At 71.3% G+C, this 17,429-nt stretch carries 14 protein-coding genes and 2 pseudogenes; 6 read left to right on the forward strand and 10 right to left on the reverse strand.

Annotated features, from left to right (window positions below; translation table 11 throughout):
* Nucleotides 1–233 precede the first annotated feature (233 nt).
* The 3 genes from ACIRPU_RS38745 to ACIRPU_RS38755 all read left to right on the forward strand — a co-directional run bounded on the left by ACIRPU_RS38745 (nucleotide 234) and on the right by ACIRPU_RS38755 (nucleotide 2,788).
* Nucleotides 234–890, forward strand: coding sequence for a hypothetical protein (locus ACIRPU_RS38745; protein WP_403876171.1), 657 nt, complete (start codon nucleotides 234–236; stop codon nucleotides 888–890).
* Between the two features lie 74 nt (nucleotides 891–964).
* Nucleotides 965–2,158 (forward strand): acyl-CoA dehydrogenase family protein, encoded by a 1,194-nt coding sequence (locus ACIRPU_RS38750; protein WP_403876174.1) that lies wholly within the window; start codon nucleotides 965–967, stop codon nucleotides 2,156–2,158.
* Between the two features lie 129 nt (nucleotides 2,159–2,287).
* The gene (locus ACIRPU_RS38755) at nucleotides 2,288–2,788 is read left to right on the forward strand and encodes a hemerythrin domain-containing protein (protein WP_403876177.1); all 501 of its coding nucleotides are present in this window, start codon (nucleotides 2,288–2,290) and stop codon (nucleotides 2,786–2,788) included.
* Nucleotides 2,789–2,999: 211 nt separating this feature from the next.
* Here the strand turns inward: ACIRPU_RS38755 and ACIRPU_RS38760 are convergent, their stop codons facing one another.
* The 3 genes from ACIRPU_RS38760 to proP all read right to left on the reverse strand — a co-directional run bounded on the left by ACIRPU_RS38760 (nucleotide 3,000) and on the right by proP (nucleotide 6,211).
* Nucleotides 3,000–4,124, reverse strand: coding sequence for an AI-2E family transporter (locus tag ACIRPU_RS38760; protein ID WP_403876179.1), 1,125 nt, complete (start codon nucleotides 4,122–4,124; stop codon nucleotides 3,000–3,002).
* A gap of 169 nt (nucleotides 4,125–4,293) precedes the next feature.
* Complete coding sequence (locus ACIRPU_RS38765; RefSeq protein ID WP_355706303.1) at nucleotides 4,294–4,572, reverse strand: GlsB/YeaQ/YmgE family stress response membrane protein; 279 nt, start codon at nucleotides 4,570–4,572, stop codon at nucleotides 4,294–4,296.
* Nucleotides 4,573–4,852: 280 nt separating this feature from the next.
* A complete protein-coding gene (proP, locus tag ACIRPU_RS38770; RefSeq protein WP_384120751.1) occupies nucleotides 4,853–6,211 on the reverse strand; it encodes a glycine betaine/L-proline transporter ProP in 1,359 nt (452 codons plus the stop codon).
* A gap of 268 nt (nucleotides 6,212–6,479) precedes the next feature.
* On the opposite strand from proP, the gene ACIRPU_RS38775 reads away from it, so the two are divergent.
* Nucleotides 6,480–7,382, forward strand: coding sequence for an NAD-dependent protein deacetylase (locus ACIRPU_RS38775; RefSeq protein ID WP_403876184.1), 903 nt, complete (start codon nucleotides 6,480–6,482; stop codon nucleotides 7,380–7,382).
* Here ACIRPU_RS38775 and ACIRPU_RS38780 read toward each other — a convergent pair.
* A complete protein-coding gene (locus ACIRPU_RS38780; protein WP_403876187.1) occupies nucleotides 7,324–8,634 on the reverse strand; it encodes an NAD(P)/FAD-dependent oxidoreductase in 1,311 nt (436 codons plus the stop codon). The two genes, ACIRPU_RS38775 and ACIRPU_RS38780, sit on opposite strands and share 59 nt — an antisense overlap.
* 378 nt (nucleotides 8,635–9,012) lie before the next feature.
* Nucleotides 9,013–9,465: a pyridoxamine 5'-phosphate oxidase family protein gene (locus tag ACIRPU_RS38785; protein WP_403876190.1), complete on the reverse strand. Its 453-nt coding sequence runs from the start codon at nucleotides 9,463–9,465 to the stop codon at nucleotides 9,013–9,015.
* A gap of 139 nt (nucleotides 9,466–9,604) precedes the next feature.
* Here ACIRPU_RS38785 and ACIRPU_RS38790 point away from each other — a divergent pair, with 139 nt between their 5' ends.
* Complete coding sequence (locus ACIRPU_RS38790; protein WP_403876193.1) at nucleotides 9,605–12,397, forward strand: ATP-binding protein; 2,793 nt, start codon at nucleotides 9,605–9,607, stop codon at nucleotides 12,395–12,397.
* Nucleotides 12,398–12,425: 28 nt separating this feature from the next.
* On the opposite strand, the gene ACIRPU_RS38795 is transcribed toward ACIRPU_RS38790, so the two are convergent.
* Together ACIRPU_RS38795 and ACIRPU_RS38800 are read right to left on the reverse strand one after the other, a co-directional pair.
* Complete coding sequence (locus ACIRPU_RS38795) at nucleotides 12,426–12,878, reverse strand: iron chaperone (protein WP_403876196.1); 453 nt, start codon at nucleotides 12,876–12,878, stop codon at nucleotides 12,426–12,428.
* A gap of 175 nt (nucleotides 12,879–13,053) precedes the next feature.
* Nucleotides 13,054–13,161: pseudogene (locus ACIRPU_RS38800) on the reverse strand (FMN reductase (NADPH)); the annotation flags it as partial.
* Nucleotides 13,162–13,167: 6 nt separating this feature from the next.
* Here ACIRPU_RS38800 and ACIRPU_RS38805 point away from each other — a divergent pair.
* Nucleotides 13,168–13,353, forward strand: a pseudogene (locus tag ACIRPU_RS38805) (cupin); the annotation flags it as partial.
* Between the two features lie 112 nt (nucleotides 13,354–13,465).
* Here the strand turns inward: ACIRPU_RS38805 and ACIRPU_RS38810 are convergent.
* The 3 genes from ACIRPU_RS38810 to ACIRPU_RS38820 all read right to left on the reverse strand — a co-directional run bounded on the left by ACIRPU_RS38810 (nucleotide 13,466) and on the right by ACIRPU_RS38820 (nucleotide 17,363).
* Nucleotides 13,466–13,900, reverse strand: coding sequence for a VOC family protein (locus ACIRPU_RS38810; protein ID WP_403876199.1), 435 nt, complete (start codon nucleotides 13,898–13,900; stop codon nucleotides 13,466–13,468).
* A gap of 90 nt (nucleotides 13,901–13,990) precedes the next feature.
* A complete protein-coding gene (locus ACIRPU_RS38815) occupies nucleotides 13,991–15,766 on the reverse strand; it encodes a thiamine pyrophosphate-dependent enzyme (protein WP_403876202.1) in 1,776 nt (591 codons plus the stop codon).
* A 13-nt stretch (nucleotides 15,767–15,779) separates the two neighbouring features.
* Nucleotides 15,780–17,363, reverse strand: a complete 1,584-nt coding sequence (locus ACIRPU_RS38820; protein ID WP_403876205.1) for an FMN-binding glutamate synthase family protein — start codon at nucleotides 17,361–17,363, stop codon at nucleotides 15,780–15,782.
* Nucleotides 17,364–17,429: the final 66 nt, after the last annotated feature.

Below are 17,429 nucleotides of genomic sequence, written 5' to 3' on the forward strand. Positions count from 1 at the left end.
GGTGGCTTCTGCCCTCTTTCGCACGGCTCACGCTGGACCACGGACACGCTGACCTCCACGGGCGCAGGAGGGAGGTGGTTGCGCAGACCTCCCCAGGCAGAGCCGCCCCCGGCACCGTCTCTGCAGACGACGGTGACGGCCGTACGGCTCGGGGGAGCGCGTCACGTGGATCCGCCAATCGGGCGGCTCCGGGGGCGGGCCGACCGCCCGGCGTCGGGCCAATGGTGCGACGTGTGCGAACACTGGTGGCCTCGGACGAGGGAGGAAAGACCGTGGGCGACCGCGATGCTCAACAGGCCCGGACATCCCCGCCGGTCCGCCCAGGAGTCCATGGCGACCCCGGCCAGGCCGGTGTCATCGGCATCGGGCTTGCCGCCGTCCTCACGTTCGCCCTCGCGCAGGGCTCCTGGGAGTGGTTCGCGGCTTACATCGGAGTGACTCTCCTCGCGGTGATCGTCTCCTTCTACCGCCTGCCTCCGTGGGCGCCCGGCCTGCGCAGCGCGTATGTACAGTCGCTGGTCGCGTACTCGCTGGTGGTGGGCCTGTGCGTCGCGATCGCACTGGCCCCGGTGTTGCAGCGCTCGACGTGGCTCTTTCCGATGCCGGGCACCCGCAGCGACTGCCGGGAGCTGGGCAGGTACGAGAGTCTGCGGACGGAGGCCTCGTTGGGAGACCTCGCCGGTCGGGACCGCGCCGCCCTGGCTCAGGCGCAGGACATCCAGAGCCATGACGCCGTCGCCGACTGCCTGGCATCCACCACGACCCGGTGGCTGCCGCTGTACGGGTTCGGGGCGGCCGTGCTGGTGGGGTTGGGCGCATTGTCCATCGACCGTGCGCGGACCCGGAAGGACGCAGACCCCACCACGCCGAGCCCTCGTCCGCGGGGTTGAGCAGACCGGGGCGGCCATAGGGGACCGACGCCCGCAGTGCGCATCGCCCGGCACAAGCGTGGAAGAAGGGCCCCATGACTTCACTCACGGAACAGCAGAACGTGGCCGACTTCTACGACTTCGAGGCCGCCCTCACGGAGGAGGAGCTCAAGGTTCTGCTCCGGACACGGGCGTTCATGCGCGACGAGGTTCAGCCTCTGGTGGCCGAGCACTGGGCCGACGGCACCTTCCCCATGGAGCTGATCGACCGTTTCCGAGAGAGTGGACTGGTCGGACTGCCGTACGAGGGCCATGGCGACCACGGCCCCGCTGCCAGCCACCTGCTCACCGGGATGATGGCGATGGAGATGAGCCGTGTCGACGCTTCGGTCGCCACCTTCTTCGGCGTGCACAACGGACTTGCCATGTACGCGATCCACGCATGCGGCGATCAGGCCCAGCGCGACCGCTGGCTGCCCGGCATGGCGAGGATGGACGCCGTCGGCGCGTTCGCCCTCACGGAGCCGCTCGACGGCTCCGACATCGCGGCCGGCATGCACACCACCGCGCGGCGCGACGGCGACACGTGGGTGCTCAACGGCGCCAAGCGCTGGATCGGCAACGCCACCTTCGCCGACCACATCGTCGTCTGGGCGCGGGACGTGGCGGACGACCAGGTCAAGGGATTCGTCGTCGACAAGGGCACGCCCGGATTCGAGGCGGAGAAGATCGCCCACAAGACGTCGCTGCGGATCGTCGAGAACGCGGACGTCACCCTCACCGACGTCCGGGTGCCGGAGAGCGATCGACTCCAGAACGCGTCCTCCTTCCGCGACGTCGCGGAGATCCTGCGCGCCACGCGCAGTGGAGTCGCCTGGCAGGCCCTCGGCGTCATGATCGGCGCCTACGAGCTGGCCCTGCGCTATGCCACGCAGAGGCAGCAGTTCGGTCGCCCCCTCGCGGGCTTCCAGCTGGTGCAGGACCTCTTGGTGCAGAGCCTGGGCAACATCACCTCGAGTTGGGGCATGCTGCATCGGCTGGCCGGGTTGCAGGACGCCGGGGTGTTCCGGGACGAGCACTCGTCCCTGGCCAAGGCCCACGTCACCGCCCGCATGCGCGAGGTCGTGGCCTGGTCACGGGAGATCTTCGGCGGCAACGGCATCGTCCTGGAGTACGAGGTGGCGCGCTTCTTCGCGGACGCGGAGGCCATCTACTCGTTCGAGGGCACCAGGGAGATGAACACGCTGATCGTAGGTAAGGCGATCACCGGGCAGAGTGCCTTCGTCTGACCGGCCGGGGGACCGGCGCCGAGCCCGAGCAGTTGCGGAGCAGGGCAGCCTCTGAGATCAATGAAGGCGGCGGTTGGGGGTACTCGGTCCTTCCCCAGGTCTCCTCGTACGAAAGTGAAGCCCGCTCCCATGGCTGACAGCTCTGACACCCGAGACGTCGTCGCACTCATTCTCCAGGATCACCGCAGGATGGAGGATCTCTTCCGTCTGATGCGCAGCGTCGAAGCCGACCGGGCGGCCGCCCTGCAGGAGTTCGCCCAGCTGCTGATCGCGCACGCGCTGGCGGAAGAGGCGAAGGTGTACCCCGCCCTCAAGCGCTTCAAGAAGATCGAGGACGAAGAGGTCGAGCACGGCGAGGAGGAGCACGAGGAGGGCAACAAGGCACTCCTCGAGCTCCTGGAGGTCGACGAGGTCGGCTCCGAGGAGTGGGACGAGAAACTGGAAGAGCTCGTGCAGGCCGTCGCCCACCACACCGACGAGGAGGAGCGCACGATCCTCAACGGCGCCCGCGAGAACGTCGCCATGGAGCGACGGGAAGAGCTGGGCGAGGCGTTCCTGGAGGAGAGGGAGCGTCAGCTGAAGGCCGACTGCGGAGCGGTGGACAACGTGCGCCGTATCGTCCACTCCTGACCGTTCCGGACTGGCCATGGCCGCTCATGGCCACCACGGCGACCCATGGTCGCTGATCTTCGCGTGATCTCGGACGCCCGGCCGGCGAGCGTCCTGCGGGAAAGTGAGCCGGCGCGCGGCGGCTTGTCGTCCGAGGTTCTCGGTCGTCGGCCGCCGCGCCCCTTTGCCGGCGAGCCGTAGCCGTGGGGGCCGTATCGGCACGGTCCTCGCCTCATTTCGGGCCGTCGGCGTCGGCGTCGGCGTCGGCGTCGGCGTGATTTCGTATGGCCTGGTGCACGGACCACACCACGGCCACCAGCGGGACGGCGACCACGGCGCCGATCACCCCCGCCGCGACCGCTCCGCCGACGACCGCCAGGGCGACCACCACCGGGTGCAACCGGACGGCCCAGCTCATCACGATCGGGTGCAGGAGGTGGCCCTCGATCTGTCCGATGACCACGATCAGGGCCACGACCAGCAGGGCGATGAGCGGTCCCTTCGTGGCGAGTGCGACGACGGCCGCGATCGCCAGGGCGATCGGCGACCCGATCAGGGGAATGAACGCGGCGAGGAACTCCAGCAGCGCCAACGGCACCGCCAGTGGCACCCCCAGAGCGAACAGCGCGATGCCCACGAGGACCGCGTTGGTCGCGGCCACCAGCAGGATCCCGTGCGTGTAACCGGTGAACGTCCGCCAGGCGGCCTGGCCCGCGACCGTGACACGCCGCCGGGCCCCGTCGTGGAGCTGGTCGCACACCCACTGCCACTGCCGGTCGCCGGAGTACGTGAAGAAGACCGCGCAGAACACGGCCAGGGCGAGCACGGTCAGTACCTCGATCAGTCGGCTCGCGCCGCTGAGCGCCGTACTGATGAGGGTGGAACGGTGGCTCGACAGGAGCTTGCCGATCCGGGACCGGAGATCGTCGAACGCGTCCGGGGGAACGTGGAAGGGAGGTTCCTCCAGCTGACGCTCGATCCGGTCGATCCCCGCCACGAACTCCTTCTCCAGACCGCTTCGCTGACCCGCCGCGGCCTCACCCACCAGAGCCAGCGCGCCGAGGACGAGGACGGCGCCGCCGATGAGGGCGGCGGCGACCGCGAGCGGCCGGGGCATGAAGCGCGCGAGGAGGCCGGTCACGGGGCGCAGCACGGCGGTGATGACGAGCCCCAGGAAGACCGCGACGGCGACCCGGTGGAACTGCCCGAGCACGGAGAAGACGACGCGGACGACGACGCCGACGGCGATGATCCGCCATGCGTACGCGGCCGCGGTCCGCAGCAGACCCGGTACGTGCGGCTCCTCGCCGTTCGGGCGTCCGAGCGGCGAGGTGGGTTGTTCGGGGGGTGTGGACACCTCATGCCCGTACCACTGGCCGACGGCCGGTGAGCCGCGCAGGCCCGAAGTTCCCCCGAAGGCCGGTAGGGGGACGGGCGCGATCCGCGGCGCCCTCAACGCCGACGGCTCCCACCCCGAGTGCGGGTGGGAGCCGTCCGGATGCCTGGCCGTCTACGACGTCGGCGGTTCACGCGTGGCGGTGCGAATGCCGGTTGCCGGTGACGAGGCGGTAGAGGGCGAGGAGGATGAAGGAGCCTACGATCGCGGCGATCCAGGTGGACAGGTCGAAGAACCCGTCGATGGAGTCGACGCCGAAGAGCACCTTGCCGAGCCAGCCGCCGAGCAGACCGCCGGCGATGCCGATGAGCATGGTGATGATGATGCCACCCGGGTCCTTGCCCGGCATCAAGGCCTTGGCGATGATGCCGGCGAGCAGACCGATGAAGATCCACGCGATGATGCCCATGATGTCTCTCCGCTTCGTCGTGTAAAGACAGTGTCAGATTCTCGTGTGCACCATCTGCGTTCGAACAAACGTGGCTCGCGAAGAGTTGATGGGAACCACCGCCTGTCGTTCCCGGTGAGCGGAGCGACGCGGACGCGCGACTTACGCGGGCTGACGACCCGTCCGCCGGGGCGAACCGCCTGCCGGGCCGGCCGGCGGACCGTCACGGCTCCGACGGGTCGACGCGTCCGGCGGCTCGCGCCCGTCTCCCGGCCGACGACCCGTCCGGACCTCCTCGGCGTTACAGCGAGGGCGCGGACCCCGGCAGCGGGCGGCCCGCCGACTCGGTCATGAACCACACCGCCACGCCGCCGATCACGGCCGCGGCCATCATGTAGTACGCGGGCATCATCATGTTCCCGGTCGCCCCGATGAGAGCCGTCACCACCAGCGGGGTGGTGCCGCCGAAGATCGAGACGGAGACGTTGAAGCCGATCGACAGCGAGCCGTAGCGGACCTTTGTCGGGAACAGGGCCGGCAGGGCGGCCGGCATCGCCGCGGTGAAGCAGACCAGCAGCAGACCCAGCGCGCCCATGCCGAGCGCGACCGCGAACAGGCTGCCCTGGCGGATCAGCAGCAGGGCGGGGACGGACAGCAGCAGGAAGCCCGCACAGCCCGCGGCGATCACCGGCCGGCGCCCCACACGGTCGGTGAGGGCGCCCGCGAAGGGCTGGACGATCATCATCACGGCCATCACGCCGAGGACGACGAGCAGGCCGTGCGTCTCGTCGTAGTGGAGCTCACTGGTCAGATAGCTCGGCATGTACGACAGCAGCATGTAGTCGGTGACGTTGAAGACGAGCACCAGGCCGACGCAGAGCAGCAGCGCCCGCCACTGGCCCACGATCATCCGGCGCAGCGGCACCTTCGGGCGGTTCGACTCGGCCTTCTCGAGCTCGGCCGCGAACGCCGGGGTCTCCTCCAGCCGCATCCGCAGGTAGAGGCCGACGATGCCCATCGGGCCCGCGATCAGGAACGGGATCCGCCAGCCCCAGCTCAGCAGGTCCTCCGTGGACAGCAGAGCGGTCATGACGGTGACCAGGCCGGCGCCGCCGATGTACCCGGCGAGCGTGCCGAACTCCAGCCAGCTGCCGAGGAAGCCGCGTCGCTTGTCGGGCGCGTACTCGGCGATGAAGGTGGAGGCGCCCGCGTACTCGCCGCCGGTGGAGAAGCCCTGCACCAGGCGGGCGGCCAGCAGGAGCAGCGGGGCTCCGACGCCGATCGAGGCGTACGACGGGATGAGGCCGATGGCGAAGGTGCCCGCGGCCATCAGGATCATGGTGACGGCCAGCACCTTCTGACGACCGACGCGGTCGCCGAGCGGCCCGAAGACCATGCCGCCGAGCGGTCGGACCAGGAAGGCGGCGGCGAAGGCGCCGAAGGTGGAGAGCAGCTGGGCGGTCGGGTTCCCGGACGGGAAGAAGACCTTGCCCAGAGTGACGGCGATGTAGCTGTAGACGCCGAAGTCGAACCATTCCATCGCGTTGCCCAGCGCGGCGGCCTTCACAGCGCGTTTCACGAGTGCGGGGTCCGTGACGGTGGCGTTCTTCGGAACGGTCGGGAGGGATGTCGGGGGAGTGGCGACTGTGGCAGTCGGCAAAGCTTCGCTCGCCTACTTTCGTCGGGGGCAGGGACGGGTCTGCTCGACGGCGCCGGCGGCAGGCCAAAGAGCGACGATAGGGGGACATCTGCCCCTTACGGGCTGTACGCACTTCGCTGCATGCTGCACGTAAATGCAGTGTGGGCAGGCCCGTAGACCCGCTCCGGAGGGCGGCTCGCCGGATCATGGTGTGACCCATCTCGCGTCCCGCGGACGCAACCGAACGCCGGGGGCCCGCCTCTGGCGAGTGATTCCGTACCCTGGCGGCATGCGCATGCGCCCCACTCTGAGCTGGACCCCTGCCGAGGACCTGCCGCCGGGCACGACGGATCCGGAGCAGGTCGTCGACGCGCTGAGCGCCGGCGGCGTGCTGGTGCTCAGCGGGGCGGGCATCTCCACGGAGTCGGGCATCCCCGACTACCGGGGCGAGGGCGGCAGCCTGAGTCGGCACACCCCGATGACCTACCAGGACTTCACCGCCGACGCCCGGGCCCGGCGCCGGTACTGGGCGCGCAGCCACCTCGGATGGCGCACCTTCGGGCGCGCCCGCCCCAATGCCGGGCACCGGGCCGTGACCGCGTTCGCGCGGCACGGCCTGCTCTCGGGCGTCATCACCCAGAACGTCGACGGCCTGCATCAGGCCGCCGGCAGTGAAGGCGTCGTGGAACTCCACGGAAGCCTGGGCCGGGTCGTCTGCCTGTCCTGCGGCGCCTTCAGCCCGCGCCGCGAGCTCGCGGCGCGGCTGGAGGAGGCCAACGCGGACTTCGAGCCGGTGGCGGCCGCGATCAACCCGGACGGTGACGCCGATCTCACCGACGAACAGGTCGGGGACTTCCGCGTGGTGCCCTGCGCGGTCTGCGGCGGCATCCTCAAACCGGACGTGGTGTTCTTCGGCGAGGCGGTTCCGCCGCCGCGCGTCGAGCACTGTCGCGCGCTGGTCCGTGAGGCGGCGTCGCTGCTGGTCCTCGGGTCCTCGCTGACGGTGATGTCCGGGCTGCGGTTCGTCCGTCAGGCCGGACAGGCAGGGAAGCCCGTGCTGATCGTCAACCGGGATCCGACCCGGGGCGACCAGCACGCCCTCACCCGGGTCGAGCTCCCGCTGGGCGCGGCCCTCACCACGGTGGCCGACCGGCTGGGCATCCTGCTCGACGACCAGGCGGCGCCCGCGTAAGACGCCCTGCGCTTCGGGTCTTCGGGTCCTCGCCGGGTGCTACCGGTCGAGGTCGCGCAGCACCTCCCTGGGCGGCACGCGCACCCGAGGCCATCGCCCCCTGAACCGAGCCCGTGGCCCGGTGGTCGCCGCACACGTATCGCCCCGGGGCCACCCGGGTCGTGCGGCTGAGTTCCTGAGGGGGCGCCATGGCGGGCAACGCGTCGGGCACGGTACGGACGGTCAGCAGGTCCCAGCGGTCGGCATCGGTGTCATGGACCTCGCTCAGCGTCGAGCGCAGCGCGCGTTCCCGGCCTTCGGCGTCCGCGCCGAGCACCGAGGTGGCCACCAGCGCCCGGCCGGGCGGCGCGTAGGAGGCGGCCACGTTGCTCAGCACGCAGGTGTTGAGGAAACGGCGCCGGGTGTCCACCAGCAGAGTGGGCTCGTTCAGCGGCGGGTCCGGCATGGCGTGGTAGTAGGTCGTCACCACCCGGTACGCGGGCACGGCGACGTCGGGCATCAGGGTTTCGGCCGGTCCCGGGCCCGTGGCCACCACCACGGCGCGCGCCGGGACGAGTTCGCCGGTGACGGTCTCCGCGCCGTCGTCCGTCAGACGCTCGACCGGGGTCTCCAGTCGCACGGTGTCCTTCGGAAGTGACGCCGCCAACGCGAGGGGTACGGCGCCGATGCCCGCGGCGGGCAGGCTCAGGGCGCCGCGCACCATGCTGCGCCACACGAGATGGAAGACCCGGGCGGACGTCTCCAGCCGGTCCTCCAGGAACACCCCGGACAGGAAGGGCAGGAAGAAGCGCTCGACGAACGCGTTGGTGAAGCCCGCGTCGGCGAGCGCCTTGCGTGTGCTCCGATCCGGCCGCCCTTTCAGCCGGTGGGGCGTGGTCAGCGCGTCCGAGGCCGTGAGGGCGCCCAGCGCCGCCAGGTCGCGCGGTCCCGCGAGGCGCCCCGGCAGGAGGTCGACGAGTGTGGACGGGTGAGCGCGGGGGTCGGTCAGGCGGCGCCTGCCCGTGTCGGTGTGGATGAGGACGCCCCGGCTGAAGGGACGTAGGTCCAGCTCGTCCCCCGCCAGGCGTCGCCGGACCTGTGGGTAGGACGGGTTGAAGACCTGGAAGCCGCGGTCGATCACGAAGCCGTGCACCCGGTCGGAGCGCATCCGGCCACCCACCCCGTCGGAGGCTTCCAGGATCCGTACGCCGACGCCGGCGGCCAGCAGGTCCTGAGCACAGGCGAGCCCGGCGACGCCTGCTCCGATCACCACGACGTCCGATGATCGTTCGGTTGGGGTCACGTCGTCTTCCCTCCATCACCGGTTCGCCCACGCACACAGGGCCAGCGCCGGTATGCGGCTGCGTACCGTCGCTTTCACTTCGCTCTCGACCGGGGGAGCGGATGCGGTTCGGCTCTGCCCGCGTGATTTCGCCCGTGCGGTCCGCCCGGACTCGGCGGCCCGGCAGGGGACCGGTTCACTTTCTCGGTGCGAACCGACGCGACGACGACGAACGCGGCTGCGTGCGTCGGTCAATGGTGAGGGCATACGTGTTCGGCCGGGCCGGGATCTGTCCAGGTGGCAGGCCGAACGCATATGCGCGGTGCAATGGAAAGGCAGAACGACAAGACGCCCGGGCTTCCTCTCCCGTCAGGTCAGCCACCGCCCGTCGCGCATCAGCTCGCGGCCGGACAGCTCGTTCGCCTCGCGCCAGGCCTGGATCCGGCGCGGGACGATCTGGAACCAGCTGTACGACGTGGCCGGTTCACGCGGATCGAAACCGGTGCGTCGGGCGAACCGGTCGCCCCGCTCCCGCGGCAGCGCGTCGAGACCGAGGACTTCTACGTCGCCGTCGATCATCGTCACGTCGCGGGTGCGGCCGAGCGCCAGCCGGACGACGCGGGTGGCGGCCAGGTTCCTGCCGGTGGGGCTGTTCGTCGGGGTGGCCGCCAACAGCGCGTGTCCGTCCCAGTCGAAGGACAGCGGCACCAGGTACGGCGCGCCGTCCGCCGAAGCACTGGCCACCCAGACGTCTACGTCGTGGGTGAGCCGGTGTTCGGTGTCAAGACGACGCTGAGCTCGGGAGCGGGGTTCGGCGTCCATCGGTCCTCCGGAAGTCCGTCGTGGGTCACGATCGGCCCGGGAAGCCTTGCCGGGCCGATCGCCGTGGGCACAGACTCTCCCGGCCGGGATGCCGGTCGCCTCCGTGCCGACCACGGAAATCGCCACGGATAATGAGGCGGTGACCAGTCCAGAGATATCTGCCCGGGAATCCCAGGTGCTCGCGCTGCTGGGGGAGCACCTCAGCAACGCGGAGATCGCCGCGCGATTGGTCATCTCCGTGCGTACCGTCGAGTCGCACGTCTCCTCACTGCTGCGCAAGCTGCTGCTGCCGGATCGGCGGGCGCTCGCCCGGCACGCGGCGGAGTTCGCCCACGCCGAGCCGTCGCCCGACACCCCCGCCCTGCCTGCGCAGTTGACGCCGTTCATCGGCCGGGCGGGGGAGCGCGGGGAGCTGGCCGAGGCGGTGAAGATGCACCAGCTGGTGACCGTGATCGGCTCTGGCGGGGTGGGCAAGACACGCCTGGCGCTCGCGGTGGCGGCGGAGGTGGCCGACGACTTCGCCGACGGGGTGTGGTTCGTCGACCTGGTCCCGATCACCGAACCGGGTCGGGTGGGCGCGGCGGTCGCGGCGGCCGTGGGGGTGGGCGAGCAGCCCGGCCGGGGCATCGACGACGCGCTGCAGGCCGCACTGGCGGATCGCCGGACGCTGCTGGTGCTGGACAACTGCGAGCGGGTGAGCGTCGCGGTGGCGCCGTTCCTGGAGCGGCTGTTGGCGGCCTGCCCGCGGCTGCGGGTGCTCGTGACCAGCCGGGCCAGGCTGATGGTGCCGTTCGAGCGGGTCTTCCCGGTCCCGCCGCTGTCGCGGGCCGGCGGTGCCGATTCGGAGGCGGTGGCCCTGTTCATGGACCGCGCGTCGGCGGCCGGCCGGCCACCGGGTCCGGCGGCGAACGAGGCGGTCGTGACCATCTGCGAACGGCTCGGCGGCATGGCGTTGGCGATCGAGCTGGCGGCGGCGCGGTGGTCCACGCTCGGACCGGACGGCCTCACGGCGGGCCTCTCCGATCAGCTGCGGATCCTCACCGGCGGACCACGCGCCGACGATCGACACCGTTCGGTGCGGGCGGTGTTGGACTGGAGCCATGACCTGCTCCAACCTCAGAGCCAGGCATTGCTGCGCCGGGTGTCGGTGTTCGTCGCGCCGTTCACCGCCGAGGCGGCCGCCGAGGTCGCCGGATTCGCCCCGCTGGATCCGGCCGCGGTGGTGGACGGGCTCGGCAGGCTGGCCGAGCAGAGCCTGCTCGCCGTGACATCGTCGGTCACCGGTACCCGCTACCACGCGCTGGAGACCATCCGCCAGTACGGGACGGAGCGGCTCGCCGAGGCCGACGAGCTCATCCCCGTCCGATCCCGCCACGTGAACTGGTGTCTGACCGGCGCGAGTGCCCTCGCGGGAGCTTCGGGTGCGGACTGGCGCGCCCGGTTCGAGGCCGTGGCGGACGACCTGCGGGCCGCCCTCACCTGGGCCGCCGACCGGCCGGAGCGGCGCGCGGACGCGCACCGACTCGCCCTGTCCCTGGCCGAGCTGGCCTTCTTCCGCAACCTGCTCGGCGAGTCCCAGCAGCGATACGAGCAGGCGGCCGGGCTCTCCGACGACGCCGCCGGGGCCGCGGCGCTGCGACAGGCCGCCGCGGTGGCCGGGTGCCGCAGGCTCGGCGACGACATGTTCCGGCTGCACCGTGCCGCCGGGGACGCCGCGCGCCGGGCCGGGAACAGCGTCGGCGCGGGCAGCGACCTGGCGGCCGCCGCGACCATCGCGTACCGCTTCTCCAGCACGTTCACGCGGATTCCCGCCAGGGAGGAGGTGATCGCCCTGCTCGCGGCGGCACAAGAGCTGGCCGGGGATGCCCCGGCCGCCGAGGCGGCCCTCGCGCTGGCCGAGGCGGCGGTGGTCGCGGACGCGTTCGGCGCCGTCCAGGGCGACGTCGTCAACACCGTGGAAGAGACGGTCGCACGCGCCGAACGCGCTGTCGGCCTCGCCGGGCGCGCGGGCGACCCGGTGGCGGAGTCGGCCGCCCTCGACGCGCTCTCCGGGGCCCGGAGCTGGACCGGTGAGGTCTTCGCCGCGGCGGCGGCCGCCCGGCGCCGGATCGACGTGCTGGATGCGGCGCCGAGGACCCCGGCCGGTGCGCACGAACTCATGGACGCCCTCGCCATGGCCGCCGGAACCGCCGTCGGCGTGGGCCGGCTGCCGGAGGCCCGCCGGTGGGGCGGGCAGCTCGCCCACCACCCGCTGCTGGCCGAGGTGGGGCACCACGCCACGTCCTGGCTGCTGGTCGCGGACGCGTTCGCAGGCCATGTCGACGGGGTGCTCGCCGGCAGCGTGCGGTTCCTCGACGCATGGGAGCAGAGCGGCCGTCAGCGGTCGTTCTCGCTCGGCCCCGCCGCCGCCTCGGTCGCCATGGTGCACGGCCTGCGCGGCGACGACGACGGCCGGGACACATGGTGCGCGATCGTCGACCGGGCGGGCAACGCGCCGGAGCACCGCCACGGTTACGGCGCGGTCTTCGACGCCATGGTGCTGCTCCACCACGGGGACGCGGACGCCGCGTCGGAGCGGGTGGTACCGGAGCCTGATCAGGTGTGGAAGTGGGTGTCCTGGGTCTGGCTCCACTGGTACGTGGCGCTCCGGGCGGAGACCGCGGTGCTCGCCGGGCACCCGGGCGCCCGGTCGCGGATCGACGCCGCCCGGACCGTGGTCGCCGGCAATCCGGTCGCCACCGCCCAGGTGGACCGCGCGGAAGCCCTGCTCGACGGCGACCTGCCGCGGCAACTCGCCGCCGCCGCGGCCTTCGAGGCGGCCGGCTGCCCCTACCAGTCGGCGCGCACGCTGCTGCTCGCCGGGGGCGAACATGCCGCCGTCGGCTCGGCGGCGCTGGCCGATCTCGGTCTCGCACCCATGGCCGTCCGGTAGCCGCATCACGAGGCGTCCGGTGCGCCCATCAGCTCACGGCCTGCTTCACCAGAGCGGCGATCCGCGCCTCCGCCTCGGGCGTCACCTCGGTCAGGGCGAAAGCGGTCGCCCACATCGTGCCGTCGTCCAGCTTCGCCGGGTCGCTGAACCCGAGCGTCGCGTAGCGCGCCTTGAACTTCGCCGCGCTCTGGAAGAAGCAGACGACCTTGCCGTCCATCGCGTAGGCGGGCATCCCGTACCAGAGCTTCGGTGCGAGGGCCGGGGCGTTGGCCATGACGACGGCATGGACGCGCTCGGCCATGATCCGGTCAGAGCCCTGCATGTCGGCGATCTTCGCGAGCACGTCCCGTTCGGCCTCCGCCGCCTTCTCCGCCTGCGAGCCACGTCGTGCTGCCTTCTTCTGACCCTGGGCGTGCTCCTTCATCGCGGCCCGCTCCTCGGCCGTGAATCCCTCGTACGCGCTGTTTTCGGTGCTGGTCATGGTCGCTCCCGTGGTCAAGGCGTGGGCCACGACCGGTCCGGTGTTCCGGCCGGCCCGATCGCTGTGGTCACACCCTCTCCCGCCGGGCGTACGAACGCCTCCGTGCTGACCACGGAAACCACCACGGAGGCCGGGCACGCCGGACGAAGCCCCGCGGTGCGGGGCGCCCGGCGCCTCAACCCGTGGCGGCGACGACGTCCGTGCGTCCGCCCAGCGCGGCGGAGAACTGGTCCGTGACCTGCTCCAGTGCCGCCGCGGCGGCGGGCGCGACGGGCGACGCGCCGACCTCCGTGGCGATGAGGTGCGCCTGCGCACCTCACCCGGCGACTACATCTTCGTCCCGCCGTTCGTGCCCCATCGCGAGGAGAACCCGGACCCTGCCGAGGAGGCCGTGGTGGTCGTCGCCCGCAGCACCCAGGAGGCGATCGTCGTCAATCTTCCGCACCTGTACGTTCTGGGGCGCGAGCAGGACTGACCGACCGTACGAGGCCGCAGGCTTCCGGCTTCCGGCTTCCGGCACGCCGGCTGTCCGGAGCACGAACGCCGCCACGACCGTTCGCAGCTACGATCGTTCGCCGCCGCTCGGTTCAGTCGAGACAGAACTCGTTGCCCTCGATGTCGTGCATCAGGAGGCACGACTCGTTGTACTCGTCGGCGGTCAGCAGTCGCACACGCGTTCCGCCGAGCGCGACCAGTCGTGCGCATTCGGCCTCGAGCGCGGTCACGCGCTCTTCACCCACGAGCCCGGTGCCGACCCGCACGTCGAGATGCACCCGATTCTTGACGACCTTGCCTTCGGGCACGCGCTGGAAGAACAGTCGCGGGCCCACACCCGAGGGATCACCGCATGCGAACGCCGCACCCTGACGCTCAGGCGGCAGCGCGCGATCGAAAGCGTCCCACGTGGCGAACCCCTCCGGTGGCGGCGGGACGACGTACCCCAACACCTCGCACCAGAAACGAGCGACGCGCTCGGGTTCTGCGCAGTCGAAGGTGACCTGGACCTGCTTGATCGACGCCATCGGCCCATCGTAGAGGCAAGATCTTTCATGGCCTCCACAGGTTTTCGTCCCGATGCCCCTCGACCCCCGTACCCCTCAACCCCGTGCCACTTAACCCCCTTGCTCATCAACTCCCTTGTCGCCCTGGCTGCGCACGACCTCCTTCACCTTGGCCACCGCGAAGCCCCAGCCCTGCGCGACGGTCGGCTTGGCCGGGACGGCGATCTCGTCCGGGTTGGTGAGCACGTCGAGCAGGACAGGACCGGGGGTGCTGAAGGCTCGGCGTACGGACTCCTCCAGTTCGGCCGGGTCGGTCACACGGATGCCGGTGATGCCCATGGCCGTGGCGACGGCCGCGAAGTCGGGGTTGTCCAGCACGGTGCCGAACTCCGGGAGTCCGGCCTGTTCCTGTTCGAGCTTGACCATGCCCAGCCGACGGTTGTCGAAGACGACGAGCTTGACGGGGAGCCGGCTCGTCTTGAGTGTCATGAGGTCGCCGAGGAGCATGCTCAGCCCGCCGTCGCCGCAGAAGGCCACGACCTGACGGTCCCGGTCCAGGCACTGGGCGCCGAGGGCCTGCGGCATGGCGTTGGCCATGGAGCCCAGGTTGTAGGAGCCGATCAGCTGCCGCTCGCCGCGCATCTCGACGAAACGCGAGAGCCACACGGTGGCCATGCCCGTGTCGGACGTGAAGACGGCGTCGTCGTCGGCGAGGCGGTCCACCACGGCGGCCAGCGCCTCCGGGCGGATGTCGCCGGCGCGGTTGTCCAGCGCGGAGCGGACACGGCCCACCAGACCCTTGTCGTGCGCCGGGTCGGCGAGCCGGGCCTGACCCTCGCGCCACCGCTCGAAGCGCTTGCGGGCGTCCTCCAGGTGCGAACGGTCGCGCGCGCCCCCGCTGTCGGCGGGCGCGGCGGCCAGCTGGGCCAGGAGGTCCCGGACGGTCGCGCCCGCGTCACCGACGAGCCCCACCTCCACCGGCACCCGCCGTCCGATGTGGGCGGCCTCGGTGTCCACCTGGATGACGGTCCGGCCGTCCGGATACCAGTCCCGGTAGGGGAAGTCGGTGCCCAGCAGCAGAAGCGTGTCGGCATCCTGCAGAGCCGACGCGGCCGCGGGGTTGCCGATCAGCCCGGTCTGACCGACCTGGAAGGGATTGGCGTCGCCCTCGAAGCCCTCCTTCGCCTTCAGCGTGAGCACCATCGGCGCGGCCAGCCGGTCGGCGAGGGCGATGACGTCCTCCCGCGCGGCGCGGGCGCCTCGTCCGACGAGCAGCGTGACCCGCCGCGCCCGGTCGAGCAGCTCGGCGGCTCGCCGGACGGCGGACTCGTCCGGCCGGCTCACCGGAGCGTTCAGCGAGAACCGGGCCGGCCGGTCCACGGTCAGCTCCCGTTCCCCCAGATCACCGGGGACGGTCAGCACGGCGACGCCCTTGCGGCCCAGCGCGGTGCGCACCGCCGTCTCCAGCATCTGCGGCAGCTGGTCACCCGAGGTGATCGTGGCCCGGAAGACGGCCACGTCGCTGAAGAGCGCGTCGTTGTCGACCTCCTGGAAGTAGTCGCTGCCGAGTTCGGCGAGCGGCACCTGTCCGGCGATCGCCAGTACCGGCGTACGGCTCTTGGCCGCGTCGTAGAGTCCGTTGAGCAGGTGCACCGAGCCGGGGCCCACGGTGCCCATGCACACGCCCAGGGTGCCGCTGAGCTGTGACTGGGCGCTCGCGGCGAAGGCCGCGGCCTCCTCGTGCCGGCAGCCCACCCACTCGACGCCCTCGGTGGTGCGGATCGCGTCGGTCAGCGGATTGAGCGCGTCGCCGACGACGCCGAAGACCTGACGTACGCCAAGTTCGCTCAGCGCGTCCACGATGACGCGTGCGACGGTTCGGGACACGGGATCCTCCAGATCACACGGTGAAGCGGTCGGGGTCGGCGGCGGCCCAGTCGGCCGCCCAGGAGGCGGGTGGCTCGGCGAGCAACTGCCCGGGCGCCAGCCACTCGTAGAGCTCCTCGAAGGAACGTTCGGTGCGGGGGTCGATGCGGCGGCGCAGCATGTGCGGACGCAGCTGCGCGGGGTCGGTGACCCCCATGGACGCCATGATCTGCAACGCGCTCGCCACCGTGGCCTCTTGCAGGCGCTGGACCCGGAGTGTCTTGTCGCCGACGTGCAGCGCGCGGGCCCGCCTGGGATCCTGCGTGGTGACGCCGGTGGGGCAGGTGTTCGTATGGCACCGCTGCGCCTGGATGCACCCGACGGCGAACATCATCGCCCGTGCGGCGTTGCCGTAGTCGGCGCCCTGCACCATGCGCTTGACCAGGTCGGTGCCAGTGGCGATCTTGCCACTCGCCCCGATTTTGACGCGGTCGCGCAGACCCGCGCCGACGAGGGCGTTGTGCACGGTCAGGAGCCCCTCGGTGAGCGGGGTGCCGACATGGTCGGCGAACTCCAGGGGCGCCGCCCCGGTCCCGCCCTCCGCGCCGTCCACCACGATGTAGTCCGGGGTGGTGCCCTCCGCCAGCATCGCTTTGCACACGGCGAGGAACTGCCGGCGCGACCCCACGCAGAGTTTGAAACCGGTCGGCTTACCACCGGAGAGTTCCCGCATCCTGGCGAGGAAGCGGACGAGTTCGCGCGGCGTGGAGAACACCCGGTGGAAGGGCGGTGAGATCACCGTCCTTCCTTGGGGCACGTCCCGCACCCGCGCGATCTCGGCGTTGACCTTCGCTCCGGGCAGGACCCCGCCGATGCCGGGCTTCGCGCCCTGCGAGAGCTTGAGCGACACGCACTTCACGTGCTCGTGCGCGGACTTGTCGGCGAACTCCGCCGGGTCGAAGTCGCCGTCGTCGGTCCGGCAGCCGAAGTAGCCGGTGCCGATCTCCCAGACGAGGTCACCGCCCGGCCGCAGGTGGTACTCCGACAGACCGCCCTCACCGGTGTCATGGGCGAAACCCCCGGCCGCGGCACCCCCGTTGAGCGCGAGTATCGCGTTCGCGGAGAGCGAGCCGAAACTCATCGCCGACACGTTCAGCAGCGCCATGTCGTACGGACGGCCGCAGTCGGGTCCGCCGATCCGGACCCGCGGTGCGGCCTCCGGCACCGGACAGGGCGCCATCGACGGCACCAGGAACTCGTAGCCGGGGCGGTAGACGTCCCGCTCGGTGCCGTACGGCTGCTCGGCGTCGGTTCCCTTCGCCCGCTCGTAGACGATGGTGCGGGTGTCCCGGTCGAAGGGGCGGCCGTCGAAGTTCCGCTCGATGAAGTACTGCTGCAGTTCCGGGCGGATCTTCTCCAGGAGGAAGCGGGCATGCCCGAGGACGGGGTAGTTGCGCAGCACGGAGTGCCGGCGCTGCAGCAGGTCCCATACGCCCAGCAGCCCCAGCACGAGCGGCGGCGCGGCGGCGAACCACCACCACGGCGAACATCCCACCGCGGCCGCGCCCGCCGCGAGCGCGAGGAACAGAGCCAGGACCACCAGTCCGATACGTGTCACCTCCCCCTCGTTGCCCGACGGCCGACGATCATGTCCCTCCGTTCTCTCCAGAGATCGTCAAGGAAT

The sequence above is a fragment of the Streptomyces sp. NPDC102259 genome (assembly GCF_044766465.1).
Taxonomy (GTDB): domain Bacteria; phylum Actinomycetota; class Actinomycetes; order Streptomycetales; family Streptomycetaceae; genus Streptomyces.